Source organism: Bacillus infantis, from assembly GCF_020171945.1.
Classification (GTDB): domain Bacteria; phylum Bacillota; class Bacilli; order Bacillales; family Cytobacillaceae; genus Bacillus_AB; species Bacillus_AB infantis_A.
Map to the genome: position 1 here is coordinate 1 of NZ_JAIVAP010000030.1, position 15,491 is coordinate 15,491.

At 44.9% G+C, this 15,491-nt stretch carries 17 protein-coding genes, 2 tRNA genes and 1 rRNA gene; 16 read left to right on the forward strand and 4 right to left on the reverse strand.

What is annotated here, in order from left to right; translation table 11 throughout:
* Positions 1-2 precede the first annotated feature (2 nt).
* The 7 genes from rrf (at position 3) to tsaD (ending at position 3,236) form a co-directional block, all read left to right on the forward strand.
* Positions 3-119: ribosomal RNA gene (gene rrf, locus LCM00_RS23510) — 5S ribosomal RNA — on the forward strand.
* Positions 120-144: 25 nt separating this feature from the next.
* Positions 145-218, forward strand: a tRNA-Met gene (locus tag LCM00_RS23515).
* A 54-nt stretch (positions 219-272) separates the two neighbouring features.
* Positions 273-348: transfer RNA gene (locus LCM00_RS23520), tRNA-Asp, on the forward strand.
* Between the two features lie 259 nt (positions 349-607).
* Positions 608-1,063: a tRNA (adenosine(37)-N6)-threonylcarbamoyltransferase complex ATPase subunit type 1 TsaE gene (gene tsaE, locus LCM00_RS23525; RefSeq protein ID WP_224906574.1), complete on the forward strand. Its 456-nt coding sequence runs from the start codon at positions 608-610 to the stop codon at positions 1,061-1,063.
* On the forward strand, positions 1,060-1,770 hold the full coding sequence (tsaB, locus tag LCM00_RS23530) for a tRNA (adenosine(37)-N6)-threonylcarbamoyltransferase complex dimerization subunit type 1 TsaB (RefSeq protein ID WP_224906577.1): 711 nt from the start codon (positions 1,060-1,062) through the stop codon (positions 1,768-1,770). The genes tsaE and tsaB overlap by 4 nt, the downstream gene beginning before the upstream one ends.
* A gap of 4 nt (positions 1,771-1,774) precedes the next feature.
* On the forward strand, positions 1,775-2,224 hold the full coding sequence (gene rimI, locus LCM00_RS23535; protein ID WP_224906579.1) for a ribosomal protein S18-alanine N-acetyltransferase: 450 nt from the start codon (positions 1,775-1,777) through the stop codon (positions 2,222-2,224).
* On the forward strand, positions 2,217-3,236 hold the full coding sequence (gene tsaD, locus LCM00_RS23540) for a tRNA (adenosine(37)-N6)-threonylcarbamoyltransferase complex transferase subunit TsaD (protein WP_224906581.1): 1,020 nt from the start codon (positions 2,217-2,219) through the stop codon (positions 3,234-3,236). The genes rimI and tsaD overlap by 8 nt, the downstream gene beginning before the upstream one ends.
* Positions 3,237-3,536: 300 nt before the next feature.
* Here the strand turns inward: tsaD and LCM00_RS23545 are convergent, their stop codons facing one another.
* The gene (locus tag LCM00_RS23545) at positions 3,537-5,456 is read right to left on the reverse strand and encodes an ABC-F family ATP-binding cassette domain-containing protein (protein WP_224906583.1); all 1,920 of its coding nucleotides are present in this window, start codon (positions 5,454-5,456) and stop codon (positions 3,537-3,539) included.
* Positions 5,457-5,597: 141 nt separating this feature from the next.
* On the opposite strand from LCM00_RS23545, the gene moaC reads away from it, so the two are divergent.
* The 4 genes from moaC (at position 5,598) to tatC (ending at position 7,847) form a co-directional block, all read left to right on the forward strand.
* Positions 5,598-6,080: a cyclic pyranopterin monophosphate synthase MoaC gene (moaC, locus tag LCM00_RS23550; RefSeq protein WP_101552857.1), complete on the forward strand. Its 483-nt coding sequence runs from the start codon at positions 5,598-5,600 to the stop codon at positions 6,078-6,080.
* A gap of 42 nt (positions 6,081-6,122) precedes the next feature.
* The gene (locus LCM00_RS23555; protein WP_101552859.1) at positions 6,123-6,791 is read left to right on the forward strand and encodes a redox-sensing transcriptional repressor Rex; all 669 of its coding nucleotides are present in this window, start codon (positions 6,123-6,125) and stop codon (positions 6,789-6,791) included.
* Positions 6,792-6,893: 102 nt separating this feature from the next.
* On the forward strand, positions 6,894-7,073 hold the full coding sequence (locus LCM00_RS23560; protein WP_129614108.1) for a twin-arginine translocase TatA/TatE family subunit: 180 nt from the start codon (positions 6,894-6,896) through the stop codon (positions 7,071-7,073).
* A gap of 18 nt (positions 7,074-7,091) precedes the next feature.
* Complete coding sequence (gene tatC / locus LCM00_RS23565; protein WP_224906585.1) at positions 7,092-7,847, forward strand: twin-arginine translocase subunit TatC; 756 nt, start codon at positions 7,092-7,094, stop codon at positions 7,845-7,847.
* A gap of 21 nt (positions 7,848-7,868) precedes the next feature.
* Here tatC and LCM00_RS23570 read toward each other — a convergent pair whose 3' ends face one another.
* Entirely contained in the window at positions 7,869-8,081 is a 213-nt protein-coding gene (locus LCM00_RS23570; RefSeq protein WP_009795809.1) for a YdiK family protein, read from the reverse strand.
* On the reverse strand, positions 8,082-8,813 hold the full coding sequence (locus LCM00_RS23575) for a CPBP family intramembrane glutamic endopeptidase (RefSeq protein ID WP_224906588.1): 732 nt from the start codon (positions 8,811-8,813) through the stop codon (positions 8,082-8,084).
* 362 nt (positions 8,814-9,175) lie between these two features.
* Here LCM00_RS23575 and groES point away from each other — a divergent pair, with 362 nt between their 5' ends.
* Together groES and groL are read left to right on the forward strand one after the other, a co-directional pair.
* Complete coding sequence (gene groES, locus LCM00_RS23580; protein ID WP_129614105.1) at positions 9,176-9,460, forward strand: co-chaperone GroES; 285 nt, start codon at positions 9,176-9,178, stop codon at positions 9,458-9,460.
* A 57-nt stretch (positions 9,461-9,517) separates the two neighbouring features.
* A complete protein-coding gene (gene groL / locus LCM00_RS23585) occupies positions 9,518-11,149 on the forward strand; it encodes a chaperonin GroEL (protein WP_129614104.1) in 1,632 nt (543 codons plus the stop codon).
* Positions 11,150-11,280: 131 nt separating this feature from the next.
* Here the strand turns inward: groL and LCM00_RS23590 are convergent, their stop codons facing one another.
* Positions 11,281-12,465 carry a DUF4317 domain-containing protein gene (locus tag LCM00_RS23590; protein WP_224906590.1) on the reverse strand — a complete coding sequence of 395 codons (1,185 nt, stop codon included), beginning with the start codon at positions 12,463-12,465 and terminating at the stop codon, positions 11,281-11,283.
* 165 nt (positions 12,466-12,630) lie between these two features.
* Between LCM00_RS23590 and LCM00_RS23595 the strand changes: the two genes are divergently transcribed.
* The 3 genes from LCM00_RS23595 (at position 12,631) to LCM00_RS23605 (ending at position 14,666) form a co-directional block, all read left to right on the forward strand.
* Positions 12,631-13,179, forward strand: coding sequence for a sigma-70 family RNA polymerase sigma factor (locus LCM00_RS23595; protein ID WP_224906592.1), 549 nt, complete (start codon positions 12,631-12,633; stop codon positions 13,177-13,179).
* Positions 13,176-13,991, forward strand: a complete 816-nt coding sequence (locus LCM00_RS23600) for a hypothetical protein (protein WP_224906595.1) — start codon at positions 13,176-13,178, stop codon at positions 13,989-13,991. The genes LCM00_RS23595 and LCM00_RS23600 overlap by 4 nt, the downstream gene beginning before the upstream one ends.
* Positions 13,992-14,087: 96 nt before the next feature.
* Complete coding sequence (locus LCM00_RS23605) at positions 14,088-14,666, forward strand: histidine phosphatase family protein (protein ID WP_224906597.1); 579 nt, start codon at positions 14,088-14,090, stop codon at positions 14,664-14,666.
* Positions 14,667-15,491: the final 825 nt, after the last annotated feature.

The following is a 15,491-nucleotide window of genomic DNA, read 5'->3' on the forward strand; positions in this document are numbered from 1 at the left end:
AGTCTGGTGGCGATAGCGAGAAGGTCACACCCGTTCCCATACCGAACACGGAAGTTAAGCTTCTCAGCGCCGATGGTAGTTGGGGGCTCTCCCCCTGTGAGAGTAGGACGCTGCCGGGCTGTTTGAAAATTTTACTTTTATCGTCGCGGGGTGGAGCAGTTCGGTAGCTCGTCGGGCTCATAACCCGAAGGTCGCAGGTTCAAATCCTGCCCCCGCAATAATCCATTTACATAAGGATGACAGCAGATTAAGGCTATAATAACTGCTATTACGGTCCCGTGGTGTAGCGGTTAACATGCCTGCCTGTCACGCAGGAGATCGCGGGTTCGATTCCCGTCGGGACCGCCATTTTAATAATTTCGAAGTTTATCAGACGGAACGGAGTTTCGTTTTTTTTATGCTCAAATATGAAGACCCGGCAAACCGCCGGGTCTTATTTTATTGCAAAAAAGTTAAAATGTACTTAATGGCATGTTAAAGGCTGAATCCGGTCTTTTTGCCCAATGCCTTAAAATCATGTACACTTATATAAGATATAATTTATAAGCTCCTGTGCTTAATTGGTTTTTCAAACGACAATTACTTTACTGATAAAGGTGACTATAATATGAAGCAGTTTGAGTTTGTTTCCGGCAGCCCGGATACAACAATGGATTTTTCAAAAAGGCTTGCAGAACGTCTTTTGCCGGGCGATGTATTGACCCTGGAGGGAGATCTGGGTGCAGGGAAGACGACTTTTACAAAAGGCCTTGCCCAGGGACTGGGCATCAAGCGGAATGTAAGCAGCCCCACTTTTACCATCATTAAAGAATATATGGGCCGTATGCCGCTTTATCATATGGATGTGTACCGAGTAGAGGATTCCTTTGAGGATCTTGGGTTTGATGAATATTTTGAGGGCAAGGGTGTTACCGTTGTCGAGTGGGCCCATCTCATTGAAGATCAGCTTCCGGAAAAAAGGCTTCAGATTGATATCCGGCACGGTGAGGCAGGAAGCAGAATGCTTATCCTTAAACCATATGGCGTTAGATATGAGGAATTATGTAAGGAGATATTGGGATGAAGGTATTAGCGATTGACACATCCAATTATGTGCTGGGAATAGCCATAATCGATGATGAGAAAGTTATAGGCGAGTATATAACGAATTTGAAAAAAAACCATTCTGTCCGGATCATGCCTGCAATTGAAACCTTGTTAAGAGATTGTGATTTGACGGCTGCAGATATAGAAAAAGTCGTTGTTGCACAAGGGCCTGGGTCTTACACAGGTGTCCGGATCGGTGTTACGATAGCCAAGACATTGGCCTGGTCCCTGCAGGTTCCCCTTAGTGGTGTCTCAAGCCTTGCAGTTTCCGCCGCATCTGCAGGACGTTATTTTAACGGGCTTGTATCCCCCTTGACAGATGCCAGGAGGGGGCAGGTGTATACAGGGCTTTACCGGTATGAAGCGGGCAGCCTTGTGAACATTATTGAAGATCAGCTGTTATTATCTGCTGATTGGGCAGAAAGTCTGAAGCAATACGATGAGCCTGTCCTGTTTACAGGAAATGATGTTCCTCTCCATAAAGAAGTGATAGCAAATGCGCTTGGAGACCAGGCAAGATTTGCAGGCATGACTGATTATAATCCGCGGCCTTCTGAATTGGCACTGTTGGGAAAAGGTAAAGAAAGCGCCGATGTCCACACATTTGTTCCAAACTATATCCGTTTGGCAGAGGCAGAAGCAAAATGGCTGGAAAGCAAGAATAAGCCGGAAGCCGGGCAATAAGATCATGGGTTATTCATTTCGTTTTATGACAGAGGAAGATATCGACCAGGTGATGGTCATTGAGCATAAGTCATTTACACTCCCGTGGAGCAGGGATGCTTTTATCAATGAGCTGACTAAAAATCAATTTGCGGTATATCTTGTACTTGAGGCTGATGATGCTGTTATAGGTTATTGCGGAGCCTGGATAGTTGTAGATGAGGCGCATGTTACCAATATAGCTGTCCTCCCTGAATACAGGGGAAGGAAGCTTGGAGAGGCCCTGATGAAGAAAATGATGGAAGCAGCCAAAGAGCTGGGGGCTGTCACCATGACACTTGAAGCAAGAGTTACGAATATTGCCGCACAGTCATTGTATCGAAAGCTGGGATTCCAAAACGGCGGCATAAGGAAAAAATATTATACAGACAATCAGGAAGATGCGATTGTAATGTGGGTGAAATTAGATGAATAAAGATACATTAATTCTAGGAATTGAGACAAGCTGTGATGAAACAGCTGTTGCAGTCATTAAAAATGGGACAGAAATTGTGTCAAATGTAGTGGCATCGCAGATTGAAAGCCATAAGCGGTTTGGAGGCGTCGTTCCCGAAATTGCTTCCCGCCATCACGTAGAGCAGGTGACGCTTGTACTGGAAGAAGCCCTGCAGCAGGCCGGGATTTCCATGAAGGAAATAGACGCAGTTGCCGTAACGGAAGGACCAGGTCTTGTAGGGGCGCTGCTCATCGGAGTCAATGCTGCCAAAGCCCTTGCGTTTGCCCATAATAAGCCGCTGATCGGTGTTCATCATATTGCCGGCCATATTTATGCTAACCGTCTGATTACAGAGATGAAGTTCCCGCTTTTATCGCTTGTCGTATCTGGAGGGCATACTGAGCTGGTATATATGAAAGAGCATGGCCATTTTGAGGTAATTGGGGAAACGCGGGATGATGCGGCAGGTGAAGCTTATGATAAAGTTGCCCGCATTCTTGGGATGCCTTATCCCGGCGGTCCTCATATTGACCGCCTCGCCCATGAGGGAATCCCGGCCATCCAATTTCCGAGGGCCTGGCTGGAGGAAGGGTCTTATGACTTCAGCTTCAGCGGACTTAAATCATCTGTCATCAATACCGTACATAATGCGGAGCAGAAAGGCATCAAAATTGCGCCTGAAGACCTGGCTGCAAGCTTTCAGGAAAGTGTCATAGATGTGCTCGTAACCAAAACGCTAAAAGCAGTCAAGGAATACGATGTAAAACAAGTGCTGCTTGCCGGTGGAGTGGCTGCCAATAAAGGGCTGCGCGCTGCACTGGAACAAGAATTCAGCCTTCTGGAAGCCGAACTGGTGATTCCTCCGCTTTCACTTTGCACCGATAATGCAGCCATGATCGCTGCAGCCGGCACCATTTTATACGAAAAAGGGATCCGGTCAGACCTTGCACTTAATGCTAACCCAGGATTGGACCTCTCTCTTCATAACTAATATTATCTAAGCCGGTTCATAGCCCAGCAAAGGTGGGGAACCGGCTTTTTTATGCCTCCAGTAATGTTATCAACAGATTTAAATTTCTGAATCTATTGTTAACAGATAAAGATGTGGATAACTATTAGGAAACCTGTTGAAACTGTGGGTAATGTGGATAAAAACATCTTTAAATGTGGATAATGTGGAAAACCCTGTGGAGTACAGTTAAATATACACTCTGTCTGTGCATAAAAATGTGAATAACCTAAATAAAGAACCAGGCTGGGGACGCCTGGTTCTGTTGATTAAAATGAAAGCCTATTCAGCAAGCTCAGCCCATTCTTCCATTAGCAGTTCGAGTTCTTCTTTTGCCTCGCTGTTATCCTTAGTGATGGCTAAAACTTTTTCGTGGTCCTGATAGATCTCCGGCTCGCAAAGCTGCTGTTCATAATCTTCAATAGATGATTCCAGCTGTTCAATCCGTGCTTCTATTTCTTCAAGCCTTCGCATCTTCTGCCTTTCAAGCTTCTTTGTTTCTTTATCCTGCATATATGACTGCTTATCTGTTTTTACAGGTGCAGCCTTCTCTTCTTTTGTTGTCTCCAGCGCCAGAAGCTCAGCCTGTTCCTGCTTTTTATCCACATAATAGTCGTAATCCCCGAGGAACTCCGTTGCTCCGCTGTTTTCCAGCTCCAGCACTTTTGATGCAATCCGGTTGATAAAATAGCGGTCATGGGATACGAATAAAATCGTGCCCGGATAATCTATCAGGGCGTTCTCAAGTATTTCCTTGCTGTCGAGATCCAGATGGTTTGTCGGCTCATCAAGGATCAGGAAGTTGGCTTTCTGCATCATCAGCTTCGCAAGGGCGAGACGCGCTTTTTCCCCTCCGCTCAGAGCGGATACAGGCTTTAAGACATCATCGCCAGAGAAAAGGAAATTGCCCAGGACTGTGCGGATTTCTTTTTCATTATGAAGCGGATAGTCATCCCATAATTCATTCAGGACACGCTTATTGGATTTCAGCTCAGCCTGCTCCTGGTCATAATAGCCAATCTCTACATTTGACCCGTAATCAATCCCGCCGCCGATCGCCGGCAGTTTTTTAATGATGGTCTTCAGCAGGGTCGACTTGCCTACACCATTGGGGCCCACAAGTGCGACGCTGTCACCGCGGGACATGCGGAAAGAAATATTCTCAGAGACCTTTTTTCCGCTGTAACCGACCTCAAGGGAGTTGACCTTTAACACATCGTTGCCGGTCTGCTTTAAAATATCAAAGCTGAACGCAGCTGATTTCTCATCGCCGAGCGGCCTGTCCATCAGCTCCATCCTTTCAAGCTTCTTCCGGCGGCTCTGTGCCCGCTTGGTTGTTGAGGCGCGTGCCAGATTGCGCTGGATAAAGTCCTGCAGCTTGGCCACTTCCTCCTGCTGCTTCTCATACTGGCGCAAATCCCTTTCATAGTTCTCGGCCTTTTTCTCCAAATAATAGCTGTAATTGCCCGGGAACTTAGAAATCTGCTGGCGGGTTATTTCGTATACCTGTGTGACGACCTTATCAAGGAAGTACCGGTCATGGGAAACGATTAGAATGGCTCCCTCATAGCCCTGCAGATATTGCTCCAGCCAGGATAGGGTTGCGATATCCAGGTGGTTGGTGGGCTCGTCCAGGATCAGGATATCAGGCTTGGTCAGCAGCAATTTGGCCAAAGCCAGCCTTGTTTTTTGCCCTCCGCTCAGGACAGATATGCTTGTCTCATAACTAAAGGAATGGAAATTCAGTCCGTGCAGGATGGAGCGGATATCGGCCTCATACTGATAGCCTCCCTGTTCCTTGAACTGTACCTGCAGCAGATCATATTCCTTAAGAATCTTCTCGTAGGAACCAGGCTCATTGAATGCGCCGGGGTCTGCCATTTTTTCTTCCAGCCGGCGGAGCTCAGCTTCCATCTCCCTCAGGTCCTTGAAGACCGAAAGCATTTCATCCCATATGGAAAGGGCGGATTCTAGCCCTGTATTCTGTGCAAGGTAACCGATTGTAACGCCTTTCGGTTTGATGATTTCGCCTGAATCATGGGACATATGCCCTGCTATTATTTTCAAAAGCGTTGATTTGCCCGCGCCGTTCCTGCCTACCAGGGCAATCCGGTCACGCGTTTGCACCTCAAGCTTTATATTGGATAAAATCAAGTCAGCTCCAAAGTACTTTGACAGCTGATTTACTTGAAGTAAAATCATTGTTCTCACCTCTGTATTCTAAAGGTTAGTGTATCGCATTCATTCTCTCACAGCAATAAGATGAAATTTGTGAAACATCATACAATATAGCTTACATACCCATTTAAAATAGTGTATGATTCTTTAGAGAGGTGTTTATGAATGTCAGAATTCACACATTTTAACGAAGAGGGCAGAGCCCGCATGGTGGATGTCAGCAGCAAGCCTGAAAGTGTCCGGACTGCATCCGCTCATTCAAGTATAACGGTTAACAGTGAAATATACGAAAAAATAACCGGCAACAGCATGAAAAAAGGCGATGTTTTGGCAGTTGCCCAGGTAGCTGGCATCATGGCCGCCAAAAAGACGTGGGAAATCATTCCTATGTGCCATCCCATTCCGCTGACCGGCATCGATATTTCTTTTGGATGGGAACAAACAGAAGAAGATTACCGGCTTAATATTTCTGCCCAGGTGAGGACAAAAGGGTCTACCGGAGTAGAAATGGAAGCGCTGACAGCTGCCAGTGCCTGTGCGCTTACAGTCTATGATATGTGCAAGGCTCTCGATAAGGGAATGGTTATCGGCCAGACCTATCTTGTTGAAAAGACAGGCGGAAAAAATGGGGACTTCAAAAAAGAATAGCAGACAAATACAATAGAAATCAGCAGGGTGGGGGGAAAAGCTATGTCAAATGAAGCCATTAAAATACCGCAGGCAACGGCCAAGAGACTGCCGCTGTATTATCGTTTTTTAAAAAATCTCCACTCTTCAGGCAAGCAAAGAGTATCCTCGGCGGAGCTCAGTGAAGCTGTGAAGGTGGATTCTGCTACAATCAGAAGGGATTTTTCTTACTTTGGTGCGCTTGGGAAAAAAGGCTATGGCTATAATGTCAACTATCTATTGTCTTTTTTCCGCAAGACGCTGGACCAGGATGAAGTGACAAAGGTTGCCCTCATCGGGGTAGGCAACCTCGGGACCGCTTTTTTGAACTATAACTTCCTGAAGAATAATAATACAAAGATAGAAGCGGCATTTGATGTGGATGCCGGAAAAGTAGGCACAGATATTGGCGGGGTGCCTGTTTTCCATATGGATGATTTGGAAAGAATATCTGAAGAGCACGGCATTAAAGTCGCTATTCTGACTGTGCCGGCGCCGGTTGCACAAGCCATAACGGACAGGCTTGTAAAAGGAAGCATCAAGGGCATCCTCAACTTTACACCGGCAAGGCTCACTGTTCCTTCTGCCATACGGGTACATCATATCGACCTGGCTGTAGAGCTGCAGTCGCTGGTCTATTTCCTGAAGCATTATCCAATGGAAGTCCTCCAGGAAGCGGAAGCAGAAGAGTAAGGTACCGGAATGTGACAATTATAGCAAAGTTAGCATTTCGGATAGAATTATACAGGCGTTAGTGGTATCATCAATATGATAGATAAAGGGAGGTGAGGCGCAATGATGAATTTAGGAATGGGAAGCCTCTTGCTTATTGTTTTTGTCGCTTTGCTGATTTTTGGACCGAAGAAGCTGCCTGAGCTTGGAAAAGCTGCCGGCAATACCCTCCGTGAATTCAAATCCGCTACCAAAGGGCTTATGAATGACGATGATGAAGAGAAGAAAAAAGAAGTTAAGTAACATAAGGATGTTATATGTATGAGTCATAAGGATATGACAATTTACGAACATATAGGCGAATTAAGAAAACGGCTTGTCATGACAGTCGTTTTCTTGTTCTGCGCGATGATTTTAAGCTTTTTCCTTGCTGAGCCCCTGATTGTGTATCTGCAGGGCGCCGATGAAGCGAAAGAGCTGACGATGAACGCATTCCGCCTGACCGATCCAGTCAAAATCTATATGCAGTTTGCTTTTATCATAGCTTTTGTCATGACATCTCCGGTCATCCTTTACCAATTTTGGGCGTTCATCAGTCCGGGGCTGTATGAGAAGGAACGGAAGGTCACACTGAGCTATATTCCCGTCTCTGTGATATTGTTCATTGGCGGGGTGGCGTTTTCATACTTTATTCTTTTTCCGTTTGTTGTGGACTTTATGACCCGGATTGCGGACAGGCTTGATATCAATCAGGTGATTGGGATCAATGAATATTTTCAGTTCCTGTTCCAGCTGACGATTCCTTTCGGGATCCTTTTTCAGCTGCCGGTTGTCATCATGTTCCTGACCAGGCTTGGCATTGTCACACCGATGTTCCTGTCAAGCATTCGTAAATATGCGTATTTTGTGCTGCTTGTCATCGCGGCCTTCATCACGCCGCCTGAGCTGCTGTCGCATATGATGGTAACAGTGCCGCTGCTGCTTTTATATGAACTGAGCATTTTCATCTCCAGGTTTTCATATAAGAAAGTACTGGAGGCCGAAGAGCTGCAGGCAAGGGAAATGGAAACCAAATAAAAAATGAGCCTGAAATAAGGCTCATTTTTTTTGGTTATTTTTAATTTGTTTGATTTTATAGTGAAAGGCAATCATCCGAAGGCCTGAACCGAAATCAAAAGTTGCCAGAAGCACGAGCAGATACGTGAAAAATCCCCATTCACCGGTTTCATTTATATTCTGAATCGCGAAGTAAGTAAACAGCACGCCCAGGAATATATAGATGAATCCGGAAAACAGCGGTGACTGCCTCATTTAAAATCCCCCAATAAAACTTTGAATTTGTTCCATTTCTTCTATCCACTTTTGTAGTTTATCCTGATTGATTTGAATGATGACTACCAATGTATTCATCGACACATGCGCAAAAATCGGGACAAGGATCCGCTTAGTCCGCACATACAGGAACGCGAATGTGAAGCCCATTGCAGAATACAGGAGCACATGCTCAGGCTCAAGATGCGCGAATGCAAAAATCACTGAGCTGATCAGGGCCGACAGGAAAAAGTTCATCCTTTTATGAAGGGCGCCGAAGATGACCTTCCGGAAGACGATTTCTTCAAGAATAGGGCCGATGATGCTGCTGACAATCACGACGAGCGGCAGGGTCTCAATGATCCTGATGATCTGCTGGGTATTTTCAGAGCCCATTTCAATGCCGATCAGATTTTCGATATTAGCTGCAAGCGACTGTGCAAACAATGCCAGAAAGACACCGGCAATTGCCCAGGCGATGGAAGCAAGCGGGGACGAAGCACTTCGGTCAAGCGTCTCCTTTGATTTAAATTCCTTCCGCAGCAGGAAGAGAACAAGGATCAGGGCAGCTGTAAAGCTGAAAACAAGCCAGTAGGCGACAGAAAGCGCCTGCACTTCCGCCGGGCTGCCGCCGGATATAGTTCCGATAACTGCAAAGAGCGGAACTCCAAGGTAGCTCGATAACTGCATGCCTATATAAACAATCAGGATTATCCAATATTCATTCTTCAAAAGTTTATTCTCCTTTATCTAAAAACATGCCATACATACCATTCTACTAATAATGAGCATAGATCACAAATAAGAGGGCGCCGCCAGGATTACATAGAATAAAATCTGACCTTCCTCCATATACTTGAAGGGTTGGCCATTTTCACATGGCTTTTTTAGTGTTCCTTTTTCATTTTAGGCTCATCCGTGTGAAACTCTGTTAACAAGCCCTATACATAGAAACAGCCCATTTTTAACAAAATTTTTTATGCGTCCCACTTGCAAATAAAGTGAAGATTCATTAATATAATAATTGTGTTAGCACTCATTAGATGAGAGTGCTAATAAATAACTACATAAAAGATTTGAGGAGGTTGTTTCACTTGTTAAAGCCACTAGGTGATCGTATTATTATCGAGCTTGTTGAAACGGAAGAAAAGACTGCAAGCGGCATCGTACTGCCAGACACAGCTAAAGAGAAGCCTCAGGAAGGCAGAGTTGTAGCTGCAGGTACAGGGCGCGTTCTTGAGAATGGCGAGCGTGTTGCACTGGAAGTTGCTGCTGGCGACACGATTATCTTCTCAAAATATGCCGGTACAGAAGTGAAATACGAAGGCAAAGAATACTTAATTTTACGCGAAAACGATATCCTGGCAATTGTAGGCTAATAGCCCCCGTACGCCGGAAATTATACACACCATAATACTTGAGGAGGTTTTTTTACAATGGCTAAAGAGATTAAGTTCAGTGAAGAAGCCCGCCGCGCCATGCTGCGTGGAGTGGATTCCCTTGCAAATGCAGTAAAAGTTACTCTTGGACCTAAAGGACGCAACGTGGTTCTTGAGAAGAAATTCGGTTCACCTCTTATCACAAATGACGGTGTTACCATCGCAAAAGAAATCGAGCTTGAAGATGCATTCGAAAACATGGGTGCTAAGCTTGTAGCTGAAGTAGCAAGCAAGACAAATGATGTTGCCGGTGACGGTACAACAACTGCAACTGTCCTTGCACAGGCTATGATCCGTGAAGGTCTTAAGAACGTAACAGCAGGCGCTAACCCAATGGGCATCCGCAAAGGAATTGAAAAAGCGGTAAAGGCTGCTGTGGAAGAGCTCCAAGCCATTTCAAAGCCAATCGAAGGCAAAGAGTCCATTGCACAGGTTGCTTCAATTTCTGCTGCTGACAATGAAGTCGGACAGCTGATCGCAGAAGCAATGGAGCGCGTTGGCAACGACGGCGTTATCACAATCGAAGAATCAAAAGGCTTCACAACTGAATTGGATGTTGTAGAAGGTATGCAGTTCGACCGCGGATATGCATCTCCTTATATGGTAACTGATTCTGACAAAATGGAAGCTGTTCTTGAAAATCCATATATCCTGATCACTGACAAAAAGATCACAAGCATCCAGGAAATTCTTCCTGTTCTTGAGCAGGTTGTACAGCAAGGCAAGCCATTATTGCTTGTAGCTGAAGATGTGGAAGGCGAAGCGCTTGCTACGCTAGTAGTGAACAAACTTCGCGGCACATTCAATGCTGTTGCTGTTAAAGCACCTGGCTTCGGCGACCGCCGCAAAGCTATGCTTGAAGATATCGCCATCCTTACTGGCGGTGAAGTGATCACTGAAGAGCTTGGACGCGATCTTAAATCTGCGACAATCGATTCTTTAGGACGCGCTTCTAAAGTGGTTGTTTCCAAAGAAAACACAACAATCGTTGAAGGCTCTGGGGACAGCGCTCAAATCGCAGGCCGCGTGAACCAAATCCGCGCCCAGCTGGAAGAAACAACTTCCGAATTCGACCGTGAAAAGCTGCAGGAGCGCCTGGCTAAATTGGCTGGCGGTGTAGCAGTTGTCAAGGTTGGAGCTGCAACTGAAACTGAACTGAAAGAGCGCAAGCTTCGCATCGAAGACGCCCTGAACTCTACTCGTGCTGCAGTAGAAGAAGGAATCGTTTCCGGAGGCGGCGTTGCCCTTCTGAATGTATATAATAAAGTGGCTTCCCTTCAATCTGAAGGCGACGAAGCGACTGGTATCAACATCGTGCTTCGCGCAATGGAAGAGCCTGTACGCACAATCGCCCACAATGCAGGCCTTGAAGGCTCTGTCATTGTTGACCGCCTGAAGCGCGAAGACGTAGGCACTGGCTTCAACGCTGCTACTGGCGAATGGGTGAACATGATCGAAGCTGGTATCGTCGATCCAACTAAAGTAACTCGTTCAGCCCTTCAAAACGCTGGATCTGTTGCGGCTATGTTCCTGACTACAGAAGCTGTAGTTGCTGACAAGCCGGAAGAAAATGCCGGCCCTGCAATGCCTGATATGGGCGGAATGGGCGGAATGGGCGGCATGATGTAATCATCATAACCCCCTTACATGAGGCTTAAGAAGAAGACCCCTGCCAGTCTGCTGAATTGGAAGGGGTCTTCTTTTTACCAGACAAAACCCGGTTCCTTCTCAAAAGGATACCGGGTTTTTAATTTGTTGATCTATTCTTCTGCATCTCCCCCGCCAAATGCCTCCGGAATCATCGTAAACCCTTCAATCACTGTCTCTTCCTCCACCTCAATCATCAAATAACGTTTCCCATCCACTACAATCTGCTTCACGTAGCGCAGGTCTGGGGGGCTGATGGAGATGTTGGCGACTTTGGTGCTGATTTTTATGGACTTAGACGTAAATTTTGGCAGGACGCTGCTGGCTTTAATTTCGTATTTGTCGTCGTCGATGATCTTTTGATAGGATGACTCAACCTTTTCGGTATCAATATCTTCAAAGCCGCTCATTTTGAGAACACGTTCTACGTCTTTGGAATCGAGCTTTGGCGGCTCTTCTTCTTCATTTTCCACTATCATGCGGTTGATTTCCTCATAGACCGTGGAGAGTGCAGAGGTGCTCAGCTGATCTCCTGTAACGTCCTTGATGATTTCCTCGAAGACAATTTTATCATCCTGGGCTGTCATCGTTTCTTCCCCGTTAAGCACATCCTCTATGAACAGGTGGTCAGGCTCGTGGACCTTGCCTGCTGAATAGAGAACATGGTTGACATCTGCCGCATTGTCAGTGAAACATGGAAATAAGAACCCGGAGAGCGGGGCATTGAGATTGATGATTGGATCCATGACAAAGTGGTATCTGAATTCTTTTTCAACATAGTCAAAAAGCAGTTCCTTCTTCGGCTCCTGGGTGTTATTGATGCTGCAGAGAATGAATGGGTGGGAATAGACGGTATCCCGTTCGCTTTCCTCTGCTTCATCATTGCGGCGCTTCGTCGGCTTGTAATACTCCCCGCGTATGAATGTGATGACGATATCTTTTTCATATTGCCGTACTGCAAGCAGCTTTTCCACAATCTTGAGCATCTGCTCTGCCCAGCCTTCCACATCACTGCTGAGCAGCCCTTGATGGAGAATCAGCTGGCTGCTGTTGTCCGCATCGCGCTGGAACTTCAATTCGAAAAGCTTCTCATCGAGCTGGCCGGCCAGCATCTTTTTAAAATTGTGCAGAAACAGCTCCTGCTGCTCCTGATCCAGCATTTCAAAAGGCTGGCTCTGATAATGAAAAATGTCGCTGGAATCCTTCATGATATACACATTAAAAATATCGGAGATTTTCAGCAGATCATTATTGATCTTGAACTGCTTCCGAATTTGGGCGATATCTTTTTTGTTCATGTTCTTTAACACTCCTAAGCTGCCTTCTTGGCATATGTACTAGGATATCAAATAAAGGGGCAGAGTGAAATCCCATTGATCATGAAGTGATACATAACTTTTTGAAACCTTTTCCATTCTTTGTCGTCTAAAGGTTGAATTTTTCCAAAGGGGAGGTGCTAAAGGTTGAATTATGAGCTTCACTTATCGGCACAGCAAGATGCAGAGGCCAAGGAAGATATACTGGCAGATCTTATGGATGCCTATGGGGATATGGTGAAAAAGATAGCTTTTACTTATGTGAAGGACATTAATCTGGCAGAAGACATTGCCCAGGATGTGTTTGTGAACTGCTATCATCATTTAGATTCATTCAAGCAGCATTCCTCTTATAGAACATGGATTTACCGGATAGCGGTGAACCGTTCAAAGGATGTGCTGAAAAGCAATGCCTTCAGAAGGATCCTCCCCTTCAGCAAATTGACGGCAGAGTCAAAGGAGAAGAGCCCGGAAGTGAAGGTGATTGATCAGAGCACCAGCAGCCTAGTCACAGGCTCTCTACTGGGCCTTCCTGCCAAGTATCGGGAAATCCTGTTCCTCTTTTATTACGAAGAGCTGAAGCTGAAGGAAATCAGCGAAGTGATCGGCCTTAATGAATCAACCATTAAAACAAGGCTGAGAAGGGGCAAGCTTTTATTAAAAAAAGAGCTGGAAAGGAGACGGTTTGAACGATGAGCGAAAAAGACTTTCCTTACCTGAAAGAAATGCTTGATAAAGAAACCTACGGAGATATCTCTTATTCCGAAAATGAAAAGAGGAACGTTTTAATGAGCATATCTCCGGCGAAAAAAAAAGCTAAAAGACCTTTTGTTAAAAAGCTTGTTTTGTATGCTGCAACAGTCCTGGTTTTTGCCGGAGGAGGAGCTTTCATCTACAGTGAAATAGATCAAACTCCGGGGGCTGCAGGGGAAAGCCATACAATGGTAAAGGCTGACAAGGAAAGCACCCCTTCTGCAGCAGATGATGCCGTGGCAGCAAGTGATGCAGCTGTCGATGAAAAGGCGTGGGAAGACCGTACCAATAAAGAAGGGCTGACTGAACTGGATTCTCAAAATGTCCAGGAATTTATTGCAGAACTGGATGAAATATATAAGAACGGAGCACCGGAACATTTCAGTGATGACCCAGCATTGTATTATTGGATAGGCGGATCTCAAATTTCTTATTTTTTGGATAAGCATTATAAAGCAGAGGGAATAGCTATTGAAAAAGACTTGAAGAATCTGAGGGATGCAGCAGCAATCGTCTATGAGGAGCATCAAAATAGATATGCTCACTTAGGCCTTGAAAACGAGAATCCATTCAAGTATAAGGATCAGTTCAAGGAGCCGAGTGAAAGGCTGTTTCAAGCACATACCTATGTGAGGAAGCTTCTGAATGACTTGAACATTGCGCTAAATGGAGCAGCCGGAGAGAGCGAAGGCGTTGCTTATATGCTGGATGGAGAAAGAACAAATGAGCTGGAAAGTTTTATTAAGAATGAATAGTGCTGGAGTCCGTCTGGGAGACGGGCTTTTTTTATTGGTTGAGGCCCTATCTGTCATTTATACTGAAATTAAAAAGGGGAAAAATGGTGAATGAATATGAATACTAAGATCTATTTTATAAGACATGCTCATTCTGAGTTTTCGCTGGCGCATGAAGAAACAAGAGGATTATCTGAGCGTGGCTGGTCTGACGCCCGCAGGGTAGCTGATCTATTGGCAGCAGAGGGAATTCAGCATATTCTCTCAAGCTCTTACGTGAGAGCAATTCAAACAGTGGAAGGACTGGCAAGGAACTTAGGCATAAAAGTGGAAACGGACCCGCGTTTCCGGGAAGGGGATTTGGCATCGAGGAGCCATCATTTTGAAATGCCGCTGGAAGCATTGAAATATGTGTATGATAACCCTGGCTTTAAGTATCCAGGCGGAGAATCAAACCTGGAAATCCAGGAACGGGGGATATGTGCGCTAAGAGAAGCTGTTTCTAAATATCGCGGCAGAAAAATTGCTATCGGCATCCATGGACACATCATGACCTGCATGCTGAATAATTTTGATGAGACATTTAATTTTGATTTTCATCAAAGAACAAACAAACCGGATATTTACAAATTCACCCTTGATGATCAGTTTAATATGGCTGGTTTTGAAAGGCTTTGGAGGCCGGCTCCGATGTAGCAGAATATTCAGGCAAACTGCCTATCCGGCAGACTGTAGCAAAAGCGCCACCAGAAATTTATAAGCTGGCTGAGGGCCTTCCTCAAAATGCTTTTAGTCTATGTCGAAAAAGGAATACGCCAGTCTGTCACCTTGTATAAGACGGGGAGTCAGTTTATGTCCTAAGCAGTAGATAAGGCAGCATCAAGCAGCAGATAAAGACTGAAAAAGAATCGGCAGGACACTTCAGCATCTGCCTTAGTCATCATGAAACATAATAACTTTAAATCATATATTCTTACTTCGAGATTGATTCTATATTAATAGAAGAAACTCGGGGTGAAAAAGGTTCCCGTAGCCGGGAGCCTTTTTGTTTTTATTTGGAAAGTGCTCCTTTTTAACTAAGAAAAGAAGACGGCAGCACTTTAAACCGAAAAATAAATTATGGAAAAACACAGACTTTTGGCAGACCAGGAAATATTCTTAATGAGTTAAACAATTACATTTAGTGAAAAATTACTCTTTAGAAAGCAAAAAAATTAAAAGTTAAACTGGCAAAACGCTGCCCAAGCGGGTTCTAGATACATTTCCCTAAAAAACAATTCCAAAGACCCAGAAATTTTAACATTTGTAAAATAAACAACCTAAAATATTCCAATATAAAGGCGGTAATATAACTCTTCACCTGCTTGCTTGCCCAACTTTTGTCTCGGAAAAAAATCTTGATTTAAAGGGATGCTAGGCAGAAAATTACAGACAAAATTCGACAAAACTGAATGCTTGTTTGACGGAAATGTGAACGCGTGATAGTTAATATATAGTATATAAAAAGAAAAATTTTGAAGT